Source organism: Streptomyces sp. NPDC030245 (assembly GCF_055572995.1).
On the sequence record NZ_JBVICF010000002.1, the window covers coordinates 285,133 to 301,057 of the forward strand.

The window sequence follows — 15,925 nt, forward strand, 5'->3', positions numbered from 1 at the left end:
GCCCCACCGCCGGGACGGACCCCAGGACGGCCGCGACGCCCACTGCTTCCGTGCCGGGTCCGGCCGCGTCAAGGAAAAAGGTCCGTGGCAGGGCGGGCCTCGCCCCCGCGCACGGCGCCGTCGGGGCGCGGCACCCCCAGCGGCACCTCGGCCGCCGCCTTCACCTTGCCGACCGCGATCTCGACCTGCCTGCGCACGGCGGCCGGCAGGGCGGCTCCCTCGACGGTGCTCACCACGGCCTCCGCCAACAGGTGCAGTTTGATGTTGGTGTTCTGGGATGCGGTCACCAGCACGTCCCAGGCCTGTTCGGGGCTGAGGACGAAGGACGACATCAGGACGCCGCGGGCCAGGTCGATGGTCGGCCGGGTCGCCATGGCCCGGCGCAGTTGCGCCACGAGCAGGTGCAGATCCTGTTCGGCGCCCTCGGGCGGGACCGCCTCGTGGACGACGGGGCACAGCGCGTCCTCGTCCTCCTCGCGGCCGGGCGGCATGAACAGGTGGCGGGTGCCGGTCACGTCGAGCAGCCGCTCCACCGCGGGACTGGCGGAACGGATGACGACCGTCTTGTCCTCTTCCACGGCGTGCTGGCGCAGGCTCAGCAGGATGTTGAGCCCGGAGCAGTCGCAGAACTCCACTTCGGCCAGGTCCAGGTCGAGCCCGTCGGCCGCGTGGGCGAGGGCACGGAACAGGTCGGCGCGCAGCCACTGACCGGTGTCGAGATCGAGCTCGCCCCGCAGCGCCAGACTCCTCCTGGCGCCGGAGCCTGACAGGGCGGCGTCGAGCGGCGCACGCGGCGATGAGGCCGTTGACGTACTGCCGCCAGATGTACTGCCGCCCTGCTCGTGCTCGCCGCCCTGTTCCACGAAGGGCCGCTGAGAGTACGCGGGCTCCGGCATGGCCTCTCCTTCATCTCGCTGCCTACCGCCGTTCCTAGGCTGCCTCTCATTCCACACACACGTCAACTAATACCTGAAATCGTGTACGTGTTTTTGAAACCGTGAATGACAGACACTAGAGTTGACGCATGGATGGAGTGCCCGAGCCACACACCGGTTGGACCTTTCTCACCAATCACGCCCGCGTACTGGCGGCCATTGCCGACAACCACAACGCCCGCATCCGTGACATCGCCGCGCACTGCCGGCTCACGGAGCGTGCCGTACAGAAGATCATTGCCGACCTTGAGCAGGACGGTTATCTCTCTCACACCCGTGAGGGACGTACCAACACATATCGGATCGACCCGGGCAAGGTGCTGCGTCACCCCGCCGAGTCCGGACTCTCCGTCGCCTCCTTGCTCTCCCTGCTGGCCAGGGACGAAGCGGACCGGACCGGTTCCGATCAGGGCGACGAGCGGGAGCACGCCAGGGCCTGACCCACGGTCGGCGCCCCGGCTCAGCCGGCGCTGAAGCGGGAGCGCAGCTCCCGCTTGAGGATCTTCCCGCTGGCGTTGCGCGGCAGTTCGTCCACGAAGAGGACCCTCTTGGGGGCCTTGAAGTGGGCGAGCTTTTCGCGTGTGTGGGCCAGGAGCGCGGCTTCCGTGAGCTCCTTGTCGGCCCGTACGACGACAGCGGTGACGGCCTCGATCCAGCGCTCGTCCGGCAGTCCGATCACGGCGGCCTCGGCGACGCCCGCGTGCTCGTACAGCGCATCCTCCACCTGTCGCGACGCGACGAGAACTCCCCCGGAATTGATGACGTCCTTCACCCGGTCGACGACGGTGAAGTACCCCTCGGCGTCCCGCACCGCGAGATCCCCGGAGCGGAACCAGCCGTCGCGGAACGCCACGGCCGTCTCCTCCGGCTTCTCCCAGTAGCCCTCGCACAACTGCGGTGAGCGGTAGACCACTTCGCCCTGCGTGCCGTCCGGCACCTCCCTGCCCTGTTCGTCGACGACGCGCGCCTCGACGAACAGGACGGGCCGCCCGCAGGAGTCCAGCCGGCCTTCGTGCTCGTCGGGGCCGAGGACGGTGGCGAGCGGACCGATCTCGCTCTGCCCGAAGCAGTTGTAGAACCGCAGCCCCGGCAGCCGGGCGCGCAGCCGCTCCAGGACCGGCACCGGCATGATCGACGCCCCGTAGTAGGCCTTGCGCAGCGCCCCGAGATCGCGGCTCGCGAAGCCGGGGTGGCGCGAGAGGCCGATCCACACGGTCGGCGGCGCGAAGAGACTGTCGGCGCGGCCGGCCTCGACGAGGTCGAGGATCCGCCCGGCGTCCGGCCCGTCGAGGACGGTGTTCTCGGCGCCGACCGCGAGGTAGGGCATGAGGAAGACGTGCATCTGCGCCGAGTGGTAGAGCGGCAGCGCGTGGACGGGCCGGTCGGCCTCCTTGAGGTCCAGGGCGGTGATCGCGCTCACGTACTCGTGGACGAGGGCGCGGTGGGTGAGCATGGCCCCTTTTGGCAGGGCCGTGGTACCCGAGGTGTACAGCAGCTGCGCCAGGCCGTCGCCGCCGGGTCCTTCGCCCTCGTACGCCGGTGCCGCGGCGAGCCGCGTGAGCAGCGAGTCGGCCGCGTCCCGCAGGGGCAGGACGGGCACGTCGGCGGGGAGCCGTCCGGCGATGTCCGGGTCGGCGAGGACGAGGGAACTGCCGGACTGCCGGACGATGTACGCGAGGTCGTCGCCGGTCAGGTTCTGGTTGACGGGCACGTGGACCAGGCCCGCCCGCGCGCAGGCGAGGAAGCCGATCAGGTAGGCGTCGGAGTTGTGGGCGTAGGCCCCGACGCGGTCGCCGGGGGCCAGGCCGTGGGCGCGCAGCGCGGTGGCCGCCCGCGACACGGCGTCGTCGAGCTCCCCGTACGTCCACGACCGTTCGCCGTAGCGCAGAGCCGTGCGCCGGGGCGTGCGGCGCGCGCTGCGCCTGAGGACTCCGTCGACCGTGCTGTCGCGTACACCCGTCATGGCGGGATCCTGTGTCCCCCCGGCCGCCGGGGTCAAGAGGCGGGGGACGCGGCGGAACGCAAATGACCAACCGCTTGGTACGCTCAACCGCTCCTTCCCGAAACCCAGTTGGGAGGCACGATGCGCATCCGCACAAGACGCTCGGCGGCCGTGGGAATCACCCTGCTGACGGCGGTGGCCCTGCTGCCGGCGTCCGGCGCGGGGGCCGCGCCCGACGAGGCCCGCCCCTCCGGCGGCGGCCTGCACGCGACCATCCGCTACACCGAGTACGGCATTCCCCACATCCTCGCCGAGGACTACGAGAACCTCGGGTTCGGCACCGGCTGGGCGCAGGCCGCCGACCAGGTGTGCACGCTCGCCGACGGCTATCTGACCGTCCGCGGCGAGCGCTCCCGGCACTTCGGACCCGACGCCTCTCCCGGTTCCGCCCTGTCGTCGGCGTCCACGAACCTCAGCAGCGACCTGTACTTCCGGGGTGTACGGGAGGCCGGAACCGTGGAGCGGCTGCTCGACCGGCCCGCGCCCGCCGGTCCGAGCCGCCGGGCCAAGGACCTGATGCGCGGCTTCGCCGCGGGCTACAACGCCTGGCTGAAGCAGAACCGCATCACCGACCCGGCCTGCGCGAAGGCCGACTGGGTGCGCCCGATCACCGCGCTCGACGTGGCCAGGCAGGGCTTCGCCGTGCAGGTGCTCGGCGGGCAGGGGCGCGGGATCGACGGCATCACGGCCGCCGCCCCGCCGAGCGCCACGGCGGACACCGCCCCCGCGCCCGATCCGCGACGCACGGCGGACGCGGCCCGTGAGCTGTTCTCCGCGCAGGACGCCGACATGGGTTCCAACGCCGTCGCGTTCAGCGGGGAGACCACCGCGAACGGCAAGGGGCTGCTGCTCGGCAACCCGCACTACCCCTGGCAGGGCGGCCGCCGCTTCTGGCAGTCGCAGCAGACCATCCCCGGCGAACTCAACGTGTCCGGTGGTTCATTGCTCGGCACGAGCGTGGTCAACATCGGCTTCAACGGCGATGTCGCGTGGAGCCACACGGTCGCGACCGGCGTCACCCTGAACCTGCACCAGCTCACGCTCGACCCGGCGGATCCCACCACCTATCTGGTGGACGGCAAGCCGCACCGGATGACGAAGCGCACGGTCGCGGTGCCGGTCAAGGACGGCGGCCGGGTGACCCGCACCCAGTACTGGACCCGCTACGGCCCCGTCGTCACCGGTCTCGGCCCCCAGCTCCCGCTGCCCTGGTCCTCGACCACGGCGTACGCCCTCAACGACCCGAACGCCGTGAACCTGCGCGGCAGCGACACCAACCTCGGTTTCGGCAAGGCCCGCTCCACCGCCGGCATCCTCACGGCGCTGCGCGAGACGCAGGGGCTGCCCTGGGTCAACACCGTCGCCGCCGACCGCCACGGCCACTCGCTGCTCAGCCAGTCCCAGGTGCTCCCCCGCATCACCGACGACCTGGCGCGGCAGTGCAGCACACCGCTCGGCGCGGTCACCTACCCGGCGTCGGGCGTCGCCGTCCTCGACGGCTCACGCGGCGCGTGCGCGCTCGGCTCGGACAAGGACGCCGTGCAGCCCGGCATCTTCGGCCCGTCGCGGATGCCGACCCTCAAGGACGCCCCGTACGCGGAGAACTCCAACGACAGCGCCTGGCTGACCAACGCGGACCGGCCGATCACCGGCTACGAACGGATCTTCGGCACGATCGGCACGCAGCGCTCGATGCGTACCCGGGGCGCCATCGAGGACGTGGCGGCGATGGCGAAGAAGGGCGACCTCACGGTCCGGGATCTGCAACGCCAGCAGTTCGCGAACCGGGTGCCCGCGGCCGGTCTCGCGGCGGCCGACACGGCGAAGGCGTGCGCGGCCCTGCCGGGCGGCACCGCAACGGGCAGCGACGGCAAGGCGGTTGATGTACGAAAGGCCTGCACGGTCCTGGCCCGCTGGGACCGCACGATGGACACCGACAGCCGCGGCGCCCTGCTCTTCGACCGCTTCTGGCGCAAGCTGACGGCGACCGTACCGAACGCGCAGCTCTGGAAGGTGCCGTTCTCTGCGGCCGACCCGGTGCGCACCCCGAACACCCTCGACACCACCCGGCCCGGCTTCAGGACCGCACTGGCCGACGCGGTGACCGAGCTGACCGCGGCGGGCATCGCACTGGACGCGCGGCTGGGCGAGAACCAGTACGTCGTACGCGGCGGCAAGCGCATACCGGTTCCCGGCGGCACGGAGTCCCTCGGCGTGTGGAACAAGATCGAGGCCAACTGGGACGCGAAGAAGGGGTACACGGAGGTCGCACACGGGTCGAGCCACATCCAGGCGGTCGGCTGGCACAAGGACCGCTGCCCCGAGGCCCGCACCCTCCTGTCGTACTCCCAGTCCTCCAACACCGACTCCCCGCACTACAGCGACCAGACGCGGCTGTACGCGAAGGAGCGGTGGGTGACGTCACGCTTCTGCGAGAAGGACATCCTCGGCGACCCGGCCCTGAAGGTGGTGCGGGTGCGCGAGCGCCGCTGAAGCCTTTTTGCCGGACCGCTGTGCCGGGGCCGGGCCACCGCGCGATCAGCGCCGGCCCGGCCCCGGCCCCGTCACATCGTGCGTGCGCGGCCCTCCCAGTACGGCTCGCGCAGACGGCGTTTGTACAGCTTGCCGTTGGGGTCGCGCGGCATCGTCTTGATGAAGTCGACGCTCTTCGGGCGCTTGTAGCCGGCGAGGCGACGTTCGCAGTGGGCGAGGATCTCGGCGGCGAGCGCGTCGTCGGCGGTCCGGCCCTCGGCCACCTCGACGACGGCCTTGACCTCCTCCCCCCAGTCGTCGTGCGGAATGCCGAAGGCGGCGGCGTCCGCGACCGCGGGGTGGGTGAGCAGCGCCGACTCGATCTCGGCGGGGTAGATGTTGACCCCGCCCGAGATGATCATGTCGATCTTCCGGTCGCGCAGGAAGAGATAGCCGTCCTCGTCGAGGAGACCGAGGTCGCCGACGGTGAAGAAGTCGCCGATGCGGTTCTTCTTCGTCTTCGACTCGTCCTTGTGGTACGAGAAGCCGCCGGTGGACATCTTCATGTAGACGGTGCCGAGTTCGCCGGGGCCGAGGATGTTCCCGTCGTCGTCGAAGACCGCCAACTCGCTGATGGGCCACGCCTTTCCGACCGTCCCCGGCTTCTTCAGCCAGTCCTGCGCGGTGGCGAAGGCGCCGCCGCCCTCGCTCGCGGCGTAGTACTCCTCGACGCACTCGCCCCACCAGTCGATCATGGCGCGCTTCACGTGGTCGGGGCAGGGCGCGGCCCCGTGGATGGCGTGCCGCATCGAGGACACGTCGTACGCGGCGCGGGTCGCCTCGGGCAGGGCGAGCAGCCGGTGGAACTGGGTCGGCACCATGTGCGTGTGCGTGCACTTGTGCACGTCGATGAGGCGGAGCATCTCCTCGGGCGTCCACTTGTCCATCAGGACCAGCGGGTGGCCGATGTGCAGGGCGGCGCCCGCGAACTGGAGGACCGCCGTGTGGTAGAGCGGTGAGCAGACCAGGTGGACGTTGCCGTCGAAGGGCTTGAGGCCGAAGATGCCGAGGAAACCGCCGAGGTAGGACTCCTCGGGGAGCTTGCCGGACAGGGGACGGCGGATGCCGCGGGGGCGGCCGGTCGTGCCCGAGGTGTAGTTCATGACCCAGCCGAGCGTGCGGTCGGCGGGCGGCGACTCGGGCTGTCCGTCCAGGAGTTGGGCGTAGGGGCGGAAGCCGGGCATGTCTCCGACCGCGTAGCGGTGGCTCGCCGGGAGGGCCGCCTCGTCGGCCGCCGCGACCGCGGCGGCCCCGTACCGCTCGTGCGCGATCAGCACCTTGGCACCGGAGTCGGCGACGATCCACGCGATCTCGGGGCCGACCAGGTGGTGGTTGACAGGGACGAGGTAGAAACCTGCTTGGGAGGCGGCGAGGTACGCGGTGAAGAACTCCACGCCGTTGGGCAGCACGACGGCGAACGCGTCACCGCGCTCCAGGCCCGCGGCCCGCAGTCCGTGGACCAACTGGTTGACGGCGCCGTGCAGTCGGCCCGCCGTCCACTCCTCGCCGTCCGGCGCGGTGAGGACGGTGCGGCCGGGGTCGGCGGTGGCCTGGGCCCAGAAACCGTTCGGCGGGGCGCTGTTGGGCGGAGTGTGATGGGTCGGGGTGTTGTTGGGCGGGGTGCTCACGACGTGCCTTCCCTTCCCGCGATGCGGATGACGCGGTCGACGGCCCGCTCGAAGCCGCGCGTCAGATCGTCGAAGACGGCTTGTACGCTGCGTTCGCTGTTCATCCGGCCGACGATCTGCCCGACCGGCGTGCCGAGCAGGTCCTGCACCTCGTACTTCTGGATGCGCGAGACGGCGTCGGCGACCAGCAGCCCCTGCAACGGCATCGGCAGCGCCCCGGGCCCCTGCGGGTCGTCCCAGGCGTCGGTCCACCGCGTCCGCAACTGCCGTGCGGGCTTCCCGGTCAGGGCACGGGAGCGGACCGTGTCACCGGAGCCGGCCGCGAGCAGCTTCCGGGTGAGGGCGGGCGAATGCAGGTCGGCCTCCGTGGTGGTGAGCCACAGGGAGCCGAGCCAGACGCCCTGCGCGCCGAGTGCGAGCGCGGCCGCGATCTGCTGTCCGCTGCCGATGCCCCCGGCGGCGAGCACCGGCAGCGGCGCCACCGCCTCGACGGCCTCGGGGGTGAGCACCATGGAGGCGATCTCCCCGGTGTGGCCGCCCGCCTCGTACCCCTGGGCGACGACGATGTCGATGCCCGCGTCCGCGTGCTTGCGTGCGTGCCGGGCGCTGCCCGCGAGGGCGGCGACGAGGATGTCGTGGTCGTGGGCGCGCCGGATGACGTCGGCCGGTGGTGACCCGAGCGCGTTGGCGAGCAGTCTGATCGGGTAGTCGAAGGCGACGTCCAGTTGGCTGCGGGCGACCTGCTCCATCCAGCCGGTGATCCGCCAGCCGGACGCCTCGCCCTCGGCGAGCTCGGGCACCCCGTGCTTGGCGAGGGTGTCCCTGACGAACTGCCGGTGCCCCTCGGGAATCATCGCCTCTACGTCGGCCTCGGTCAGTGCCCGGCCGTCCTCGGCCTCGACCTTCTTGGCGGGCATGACGACGTCGAGACCGTACGGCCGCCCGTCGACGTGCTCCTCGATCCAGTCGAGGTCCTTGGCCAGCTCGTCCGGCGCCGTGTAGCGGACCGCGCCGAGCACCCCGAACCCGCCCGCCCTGCTGATGGCGGCGGCCACCGCGGGGAAGGGTGTGAAGCCGAAGACGGCGTGCTCGATCCCCAGTTTCTTGCTCAACTCCGTCTGCATGGGCGCAGGATGCCGCAGCCACCCGGCCGAGGGAAGAGGTTTTCTGATGCAGTGTCAGATCCCAGGTCCCATCCCGGACCTCAGATCTCAGATCGGGTCGGACCGGTCCGCCATCGGGCTCCGGTGGTGGCCGAGGCCGACGACCGCCGCCAGGACGGCCGCCGCCGGCACGAACAGGAGCGCCGTCCCGCTGCCCGCCACGCCCGCCAGCTGTGCCACGGCCGCGGCGCCCACCGCCGCGCCCACCGTGTCGGCGCTCGCGAGCCAGGACATCGTCTCGGTCACCCTTCCCGGAGGCGCGAGATCTCCCCCGAGCGTCCGCAGGGCGCCGAAGGTCACGCCGATGACCAGCCCCGCCACCGGGCAGACCGCGAGGACCGCCGTCGGGGAGAACCGGGCGGCCAGGGCCAGGGCGCCGCCGCCCACCGCGAAGGCGCAGAGCAGCCCGGAGAGCCCGGGTCCGCGGCCGCGGGGCAGCAGCGAGGGAGCGGCTCCGAGAACCAGGCTGCCCAGGACGCTGCCGACGGAGAGTGCCGCCAGGTACAGGCCGGTGTACGGGGCCGCGCCGTGCTCCTTCGCGTAGCTCGGCAGGACGACGTCGGCGGCGGTGACCGCGGCGACGAAGAGACCGTTGGCGGCCAGGAGGCGCCGCAGGGGTGCGGAGGTGAGGGGAGCGGGGTGGCTTTCCGATGCCCGGGGCGGGGCGGGCTCGCACTCTGCCCCCTCCGGTCACACGGCTCGCTCAGGTGGCCCGGCGGCAGAGCCGGTCAGCAGCACGACCACACACGTCGTGACCGCGCCGATGACGGCGAACGGCGCGGCTGCCGAGACGGAGAGGCTGAGCCAACCGGCGAGTACCGGGCCGGTGACGAGGGCGGCGCCCATCATGGCCGTGTCCAGGGCCATCGCGGTGGCGAGCGTCCGGCTGTCGGTCAGCGGGTGCCAGACCGTGCGCATCATGACGGCGACCGGAGGAGCCGTGGCGCCGGCGCAGGCGGCGAGGACCAGGATCCCGGCGGTCGGGCCGCGCCCGTACACCGTGAGGATGAGGAGGGCGAGGGTCGTCAGATACCCGGTGAGGCAGCAGAGCAGGACCACGTGGGGCGCCCACCGGTCGACGAGCCGCCCGCGCAGCGGCCCGGTCGTGCCCTGCCCGATCGCGAGACTGCTGACGGCCAGCCCCGCCGTGCCGTACGAATGGTCCCGTCCCACCAGGAGCAGCAGGCTGAGGGCGGTCATGCCGGCCGGGAGTTTCGACGCCATGCCGAGCGCCGCGATCCGCCAGAAGCCGGCCGTCTCCGCCAACTCACGGTAGCCGCCGAACAGTCGGAGTGCCGAGGGGGACGTGTTCGTCACGCCCCGCTCCGGGTGCGCAGGGCGCGGACGGCCCAGTCGAGTGCCGGGGCCAGGCTGCCCGGTGCGGGCCAGCCGTTGACGACCGCGAGGAGCCGCAGGTAGCGGTCCCTGCGGGGGTCGTTCATGCCGTCGAGGTGGCTCGCAAGACACGTTCGGAGGGCGTCGCCGTCGGGGCTGCCGACGGTGCGGGCGTAGTGGGCGCAGAGCGCCGCGACGATCGGGGTGGCGTGCGGCCCTTCGGGGTCGATGCCGTCGCTCAGCGCCGGTTCGACCAGCGCGCGGACGGCTTCGGCCAGGATGCGGGGCAGACCCGTGGCGTCGTCCGGCGCGCGGTCGGCCGCCAGGTCCCGCGCCATCCCCCGCACGCTGGTGCGGAAGTCGGGATCCTGGAGCAGTCCGGCGAGCTCCACCCATGCCTCGACCTGCTCCACATCGGGTTCGTCGGGCAGTTCCGGCGTCATGGAGCGGGCCACCGCCGTGAAGGCGGGGTGGCCGTGCAGGCCGTCGAGGACGGTGCCGAGGAAGTCGTCGATCAGACGGTGCCGTTCGTCTTCGGAGAGGCGTGCGAGGCGGTGCATGAGGTCCGTGAGCTCCGTTTCGTCGGTCGTGGAGCCGCGGTCGGCCACCACGGTCAGGACCGCCCTTCGCAGGCGCAGGGTCCGTATCTGTACGTCCAGCGCGTCGGCGTGCGCGGCGGCGACTTCCTGGAGCGGCACCTCCCGGTCCACGACCTTGCGGATCGTGGGCAGGTCGAGCCCCAGTTCGCGCAGGGTCCGTACGAGATCGAGGCGGGCGACGGCGTCGATGCCGTACAGCCGGTAGCCGGCCGGGCTGCGGTCCGTCGGCGTCACGATGCCGGAGTCCGAGTAGAACCGGATGGTCTTGACGGTGAGCCCGGTCCGCCGGGCCAGCTCGCCGATCGAGTAGAGGGTGTCGCCGTTCATGCGCTCACTCTGGCGTCTCCCCCTACTGGAGACTCAAGCGCCATCGCGCGACGCGGGACTGTGGGGCGGGGGCCGTGTGCGCGGGCCGCCGTTCGTTCGGCACGCGGTGAGAGGGACGGGTTCCTACGATGGCGGCATGGGCATCGAACTGTTCTCAGGCATCCCGGTCAGCGACTACGCGGCAGCGCTGCACTGGTACGAACGCCTGCTCGGCGGGCCTCCCACCTTCTGCCCGAACGATGTCGAGGCCGTCTGGGAGCTCGCGGAACACCGGTATCTGTACATCGAGCACCTGCCCGAGCACGCCGGCCATGCCCGCCACACCGTCTTCGCAGGCGACTTCGACACGCGTGTCGAGCAGATCGCCGACCGGGGGCTGCGGCCCGCCATCCGGGAGACGTACGCGAACGGCGTCCGCAAGGCCACGTACCGCGACCCCGACGGGAACGAGATCGGCTTCGGCGGCGCGCCGCTCCCCTCGGCCCCCTAGCTGTGTAGCCGTGCGTCCAGCCCGCGCAGGCGTCAGTCCAAGGTTTCCAGGACCGCCATCGCGGCGTTGTGCCCGGGGATGCCACTGACACCTCCGCCGCGCACCGCGCCCGCGCCGCACAGCACGACGTTCGGGTGCCGGGTCTCCACCCCCCAGCGCCCGGCGCCCTCCGCGGCGGCGTTCTCCTCGGCGTAGGGGAAGGCGAGGTCGCGGTGGAAGATGTTGCCGCCGGGCAGCCGCAGGTCCCGCTCCAGGTCGAGCGGGGTCTTCGCCTCGACGCAAGGGCGGCCTTCGGCGTCGAGGGCCAGGCAGTCGGCGATCGGCTCGGCGAGGTGTGCGTCCAGTTGCGCGAGGGTCGAGTCCAGGAGCTCGGCGCGGAGGGCGTCGTTGTCCCGGGCGAAGAGCCGCGCCGGTGTGTGCAGCCCGAAGAGGGTGAGGGTCTGGTGGCCGCTCTCGGCGAGGTCGGGGGCGAGGATCGTCGGGTCGGTGAGGGAGTGGCAGTAGATCTCGGAGGGCGGCGCGGCCGGTGGCGTGCCTGCGGCCGCCTGGGCGTACGCGGCCGCCAACTCCTCGTACCCCTCCGCGATGTGGAAGGTGCCGGCGAACGCCTCGCGCGGGTCGACGGACGTGTCACGCAGCCGCGGCAGCCGCCCGAGCACCATGTTGACCTTGAACTGGGCGCCTTCGGCGGGCGGCGGCGGCTCCTCGCCGAGGAGGTCGGCGAGGGCCTGCGGCGACGCGTTGACGAGGACGTGGCCGGCGCCCACCGTCCGCTCCCCCTCCTCCGTCGCGTACGTCACCTCGGCGCGCCGCCCGTCGGTGGCGATCCGTGTCACCTCGCACCCGGTCCGCAGCCGGGCGCCCGCCACGCGCGCCGAGTCGGCGATGGCCGAGGTGAGGGCGCCCATGCCGCCGACGGGCACGTTCCAGTCGCCGGTGCCGCCGCCGATGACGTGGTAGAGGAAGCAGCGGTTCTGGCGCAGGGACGGGTCGTGGGCGTCGGCGAACGTGCCGATGAGGGCGTCGGTGAGGACGACGCCGCGCACCAGGTCGTCGGCGAAGCGCTCCTCGATCGCGGTGCCGATGGGCTCCTCGAAGAGGGTGCGCCACGCGGTGTCGTCGTCGATGCGGGCGCGCAGTTCGGCGCGGGTCGGCAGGGGTTCGGTGAGGGTGGGGAAGACGCGGCGGGCGACCTCCCCGGTCATCGCGTAGAAGCCGCGCCAGGCGTCGTACTCGCGCTGCCCGCCGGTGAGCCGCGCGAACGCCTCCCGGGTGCGGGCCTCGCCGCCGCCGACGAGCAGGCCGGTGGGGCGGCCGTCGCGCTCGGTCGGCGTGTAGGAGGACACGGTGCGGGTGCGCACCCTGAAGTCGAGGTCGAGGTCCCGGACGATCTTCTTGGGGAGGAGGCTGACCAGGTACGAGTAGCGGGAGAGCCGCGCGTCGACTCCGGGGAAGGGCCGGCTGGAGACGGCGGCGCCACCGGTCGCGGGGAGCCGCTCCAGGAGCAGCACGGACCGCCCGGCGCGGGCGAGGTAGGCGGCGGCGACGAGACCGTTGTGGCCACCGCCGACGATGACGGCGTCGTACGCATCACGATCAGGCATGGCTCTTCCTAACACGGCCCCCGGCGCCGGGGGCCGTGTTACGCACCATGGCTCGGGGACCGTGTACGCCCAGGGCTCCGGGGCGTCCGGAGCGGCCTACCAGTTGTCCGGCCGCACCTCGTAGGTGAGGGTGTAGTGGGCGCCGTTGTTGCGGAACACGGCGACCTGCTCGCCGCGGCCCGAGACGGCGGTGCTGATGTGGAAGTCGCCCAGGTGGTCGTCCGGGTCGAAGTCGTCCTTGTCCCACATGGAGACGACGTCGGCCCCGCTGTTGACCATCGTGAACGGCCCGTTGTTGACGTTGATGACCGCGCCGTTGTTGATGTCGCCGCGGCCCCAGACGCGCTGGCCGCGGAAGTCCACCCACAGCTCGTCCTCGCCGTTGTCCTCGGTCTCGATGCACCGCAGTTGGTAGAACTTGACCTGGTATCCCATGATCGTCTCCCGGGTCCTTCTCCTCGTCGGACGTGTTTCCGACATCCACGAGAATGCGCGCATCGGGGCTGCCCTCGCGTCCACTGTGGAGTGGATTCGTGGTGTACGACCCAGGGGGTACGTTTCTGCGTGGAGAAGAGAAAGTTTCATGGGTCCATGAGTGACTGGACCGACCCCATGGACGAGGCAACCGTGCTGGTCACGGCCGCTGACGTCACCCTCGAACCGATCGGCGCCCGGGCGCTCCTCGTCGACAGGGACGCGCTCCTCGTCCCCGATCCGCCGCCGCTCCTCACCCGGCCGCCCGCGGCTCTGGTCGCCGTGATCGCGCCGGTGCCCGCCGGTTGCGGGCCGGTGGAGCGGATCGCCGTGTCCGACGTGGCGCACCTCGGCTCCGGCGGTCCCGCGCCGGGCGTGCGGGCGAGCGTGGTCCGGCTGGCGGGGCGGTCGCGGTACGTGGTGCGTGCCGAGCCCTCCACCCAGCGCCGGCTGGCTGAGGCACTGCTCGCCGAGGGCGGCGACCTGTGGGCGGCGATGCGTACGCTCGGCTACGACGCGCCGGTGCCCGGGCGGCCCGGGAGGGCGCGTCCGGCCGGGGGCAGGGGCAGCAAGGAAGGCCCGGCGACGTCCGATGCCGCTGCGGTGTCCGATGCCTCCGCCGCTTCCGAGGCCTCTGCCACTTCTGATGCCTCCGCCGCGTCCGATGCCTCTGCCACTTCTGATGCCTCCGCCGCGTCCGATGCCTCCGCGGCGTCCGATGCCGTCACGGAGTCCGACGCGCTCGCGGCCTTCGACACCTTCGCGGCCGGTCCCTGCCGGGTCATCCGCACGTGCCTGCCCCACCCGCCCCACCCCGACGAACCGAAGCCGCCGCACGGCGACGACCCACGCCCGCCGACCGGCGACAGCCCGAACCCGCCGACCGGCGACGACCCGCGCCCGCCGACCGGACCGTGATGGCCGCCGGGCCCGGAACCGCCCACGGCGGGCTGTATCTGTACCGCGCGGCGCCCGCCGTCCAGGACTCGGTGCTGGCCGCCGCCCTGCTGCTGCCCGACCTGTTCCTCTTCTCGGACTTCGCGCTGCCGAACGTCGGCCCGGCCGACCGGCTGATCACGGTCGGGTACGCCGTCCTCGGCTATGCGGCGCTCGCGGCGCGGCGGCGCGCTCCCCGTGCGGTGTTCCTCTGTGTGTGGGCCCATGCCCTCGGCGGTGAACTGCTCACGGTGGCCGCGGTGTTCGACTACAGCCCGACCCTGGGACTGCTCGCCGCGCTGTACACCGTCGCCGCTTCGCAGAGTGCCCGGTCGGCGGTGCTGGCGCTGGCCTGCGTGACGGTTCCGGTCGCGCTGTCGGTGCGGGCCGCGCTCGCCGACGTACCCGCCGCGGAGCGGCTGACCTCCCTGCTCGGGGTGGCCTGCTTCTACGGACTGCTCAACCTGGAGGTGTGGGGCGTCGGCCGGTGGGTGCGGGCGGGGCGGGCGGCGGCCGCCAGGGACGCGCTCGCGCTGGCCCGTGCCCAGGAGTCGATCCTGACCGAACGGGCGCGTACGGCACGGGAGTTGCACGACATCGTCGCCAACGCGGTCACCGTCATGGTGTTGCAGGCGGGCGGTGCCCGCCATGTGCTGCGGGCCGACCCGGACCGGGTCGAGCGCGCGCTGGACCAGATCGAGTCGAGCGGCAAGACGGCCGTCGCCGAGCTGCGGCACATGCTGTTGGTGCTGCGCACCGACGGTGAGCGGCTCGCCGCCGAGGGGACGGGATTCGGGCTCGCCGACCTGGACCCGCTCCTGAACGGGGTGCGCCAGGCGGGTCTCGACGCCCGCCTGGAGGTGACGGGTGTCCCCACCGCGCTCACGAGGAGCGTCGACCTGACCGCGTACCGGTTGGTGCAGGAGGCGCTCACCAACGCGGCCAAGCACGCGGGCCCCGGAGCGGCCACGGTCGTGCGCCTCGACTGGCGGAGCGCCGACGGGCGGCTGAGCGTCGAGGTCGGCGACGACGGCCGGGGCACTCCGGCGGCGGTCCGCTCCGAGCTCTCCACCGGGCACGGCCTGGAGGGGTTGCGCGAGCGGGTGGCCGTCTGCGGCGGCACGTTCGCCGCCGGGCCCACCGAGGAGGGTGGCTTCCGTGTCGCCGCCACCCTGCCGACAGAGGAACACTTCCGGCGGGAGGCCGCGTCATGATCCGGGTACTGATCGTGGACGACCAGGCGATGGTCCGTTCCGCGCTCGCCCTGCTGCTCACCGGCGAGGAGGGCATCGAGGTGGTGGGCGAGGCCGCCGACGGCGACGAGGCCGTGGCCCTCGCGGCCGAGCTGCGCCCCGAGGTCGTCGTCATGGACGTGCGGATGCCCGGCACGGACGGCGTCGCGGCGACCCGGCGGATCACCGCCGACGCCTTCCCCGGCGAGGTCCGCGTGCTCGTCCTGACGACGTACAACGTCAGCGAGGCCGTCTACCAGGCGCTGCGGGCCGGGGCCTCCGGCTTCCTGCTCAAGGACGCGGCCCCCGACGAACTGGTCGGCGCGGTCCGGGCGCTCGCCGCCGGGGACGGCTGGCTGGACCCCGCGGTCACCTCCGACCTGCTGGCCGAGTTCGCCGCCCGGCCGGAGCGGATCCGGCCCGCGCCCGAGGAGCTGGCCGCGCTCACCGGACGCGAGCGCGAGGTGCTCGTCCTGGTCGCGCACGGATTCTCCAACGCCGAGGTCGCCGCCCACCTCTTCATCGGCGAGGCGACGGTCAAGACCCACCTAGGCCGGATCCTCCTGAAGCTGGGCGTGCGCGACCGCGCCCAGGCGGTCGCCGCGGCCTACCAGTGCGGCCTGGTCGCACCGGGCTCGTCCCCGCCGCTGCCCTGACGCCGGCCGGGA

13 protein-coding genes and 1 pseudogene are annotated in these 15,925 nt (G+C 72.5%); 6 read left to right on the top strand and 8 right to left on the bottom strand.

Annotated elements, in window-relative coordinates; translation table 11 throughout:
* Positions 1 to 68 precede the first annotated feature (68 nt).
* The gene (locus ACZ4Z4_RS05970) at positions 69 to 896 is read right to left on the bottom strand and encodes an ANTAR domain-containing protein (protein ID WP_468322771.1); all 828 of its coding nucleotides are present in this window, start codon (positions 894 to 896) and stop codon (positions 69 to 71) included.
* Positions 897 to 1,024: 128 nt separating this feature from the next.
* Between ACZ4Z4_RS05970 and ACZ4Z4_RS05975 the strand changes: the two genes are divergently transcribed.
* Entirely contained in the window at positions 1,025 to 1,375 is a 351-nt protein-coding gene (locus ACZ4Z4_RS05975) for a helix-turn-helix transcriptional regulator (protein ID WP_468322773.1), read from the top strand.
* 20 nt (positions 1,376 to 1,395) lie between these two features.
* Here ACZ4Z4_RS05975 and ACZ4Z4_RS05980 read toward each other — a convergent pair whose 3' ends face one another.
* Positions 1,396 to 2,898, bottom strand: a complete 1,503-nt coding sequence (locus ACZ4Z4_RS05980; RefSeq protein WP_468322775.1) for a fatty acyl-CoA synthetase — start codon at positions 2,896 to 2,898, stop codon at positions 1,396 to 1,398.
* A gap of 120 nt (positions 2,899 to 3,018) precedes the next feature.
* On the opposite strand from ACZ4Z4_RS05980, the gene ACZ4Z4_RS05985 reads away from it, so the two are divergent.
* The gene (locus ACZ4Z4_RS05985; protein ID WP_468322777.1) at positions 3,019 to 5,430 is read left to right on the top strand and encodes a penicillin acylase family protein; all 2,412 of its coding nucleotides are present in this window, start codon (positions 3,019 to 3,021) and stop codon (positions 5,428 to 5,430) included.
* A 71-nt stretch (positions 5,431 to 5,501) separates the two neighbouring features.
* On the opposite strand, the gene ACZ4Z4_RS05990 is transcribed toward ACZ4Z4_RS05985, so the two are convergent.
* The 4 genes and pseudogenes from ACZ4Z4_RS05990 to ACZ4Z4_RS06005 all read right to left on the bottom strand — a co-directional run bounded on the left by ACZ4Z4_RS05990 (position 5,502) and on the right by ACZ4Z4_RS06005 (position 10,521).
* Positions 5,502 to 7,097, bottom strand: a complete 1,596-nt coding sequence (locus tag ACZ4Z4_RS05990) for an acyl-CoA synthetase (protein ID WP_468322780.1) — start codon at positions 7,095 to 7,097, stop codon at positions 5,502 to 5,504.
* The gene (locus tag ACZ4Z4_RS05995) at positions 7,094 to 8,221 is read right to left on the bottom strand and encodes an NAD(P)H-dependent flavin oxidoreductase (protein ID WP_468322783.1); all 1,128 of its coding nucleotides are present in this window, start codon (positions 8,219 to 8,221) and stop codon (positions 7,094 to 7,096) included. Before ACZ4Z4_RS05995 ends, ACZ4Z4_RS05990 begins: the two co-directional genes overlap by 4 nt.
* Positions 8,222 to 8,308: 87 nt before the next feature.
* Positions 8,309 to 9,484 (bottom strand): annotated as a pseudogene (locus ACZ4Z4_RS06000) (MFS transporter).
* An 89-nt stretch (positions 9,485 to 9,573) separates the two neighbouring features.
* The gene (locus tag ACZ4Z4_RS06005) at positions 9,574 to 10,521 is read right to left on the bottom strand and encodes a MerR family transcriptional regulator (protein WP_468322786.1); all 948 of its coding nucleotides are present in this window, start codon (positions 10,519 to 10,521) and stop codon (positions 9,574 to 9,576) included.
* A gap of 136 nt (positions 10,522 to 10,657) precedes the next feature.
* Here ACZ4Z4_RS06005 and ACZ4Z4_RS06010 point away from each other — a divergent pair, with 136 nt between their 5' ends.
* Positions 10,658 to 11,011: a VOC family protein gene (locus ACZ4Z4_RS06010; RefSeq protein WP_468322789.1), complete on the top strand. Its 354-nt coding sequence runs from the start codon at positions 10,658 to 10,660 to the stop codon at positions 11,009 to 11,011.
* A gap of 32 nt (positions 11,012 to 11,043) precedes the next feature.
* Here the strand turns inward: ACZ4Z4_RS06010 and ACZ4Z4_RS06015 are convergent, their stop codons facing one another.
* Together ACZ4Z4_RS06015 and ACZ4Z4_RS06020 are read right to left on the bottom strand one after the other, a co-directional pair.
* Entirely contained in the window at positions 11,044 to 12,615 is a 1,572-nt protein-coding gene (locus ACZ4Z4_RS06015; protein ID WP_468322792.1) for a phytoene desaturase family protein, read from the bottom strand.
* A 96-nt stretch (positions 12,616 to 12,711) separates the two neighbouring features.
* The gene (locus ACZ4Z4_RS06020; RefSeq protein ID WP_468322795.1) at positions 12,712 to 13,050 is read right to left on the bottom strand and encodes a hypothetical protein; all 339 of its coding nucleotides are present in this window, start codon (positions 13,048 to 13,050) and stop codon (positions 12,712 to 12,714) included.
* Between the two features lie 156 nt (positions 13,051 to 13,206).
* Here ACZ4Z4_RS06020 and ACZ4Z4_RS06025 point away from each other — a divergent pair, with 156 nt between their 5' ends.
* Genes ACZ4Z4_RS06025 through ACZ4Z4_RS06035 form a run of 3 tightly spaced genes read left to right on the top strand, consistent with a single transcriptional unit; the run spans position 13,207 to position 15,913 of the window.
* Complete coding sequence (locus ACZ4Z4_RS06025) at positions 13,207 to 14,007, top strand: hypothetical protein (RefSeq protein WP_468322797.1); 801 nt, start codon at positions 13,207 to 13,209, stop codon at positions 14,005 to 14,007.
* The gene (locus ACZ4Z4_RS06030) at positions 14,007 to 15,239 is read left to right on the top strand and encodes a sensor histidine kinase (protein WP_468322800.1); all 1,233 of its coding nucleotides are present in this window, start codon (positions 14,007 to 14,009) and stop codon (positions 15,237 to 15,239) included. The genes ACZ4Z4_RS06025 and ACZ4Z4_RS06030 overlap by 1 nt, the downstream gene beginning before the upstream one ends.
* Positions 15,236 to 15,913 carry a response regulator gene (locus ACZ4Z4_RS06035; RefSeq protein WP_468322803.1) on the top strand — a complete coding sequence of 226 codons (678 nt, stop codon included), beginning with the start codon at positions 15,236 to 15,238 and terminating at the stop codon, positions 15,911 to 15,913. The genes ACZ4Z4_RS06030 and ACZ4Z4_RS06035 overlap by 4 nt, the downstream gene beginning before the upstream one ends.
* Positions 15,914 to 15,925: the final 12 nt, after the last annotated feature.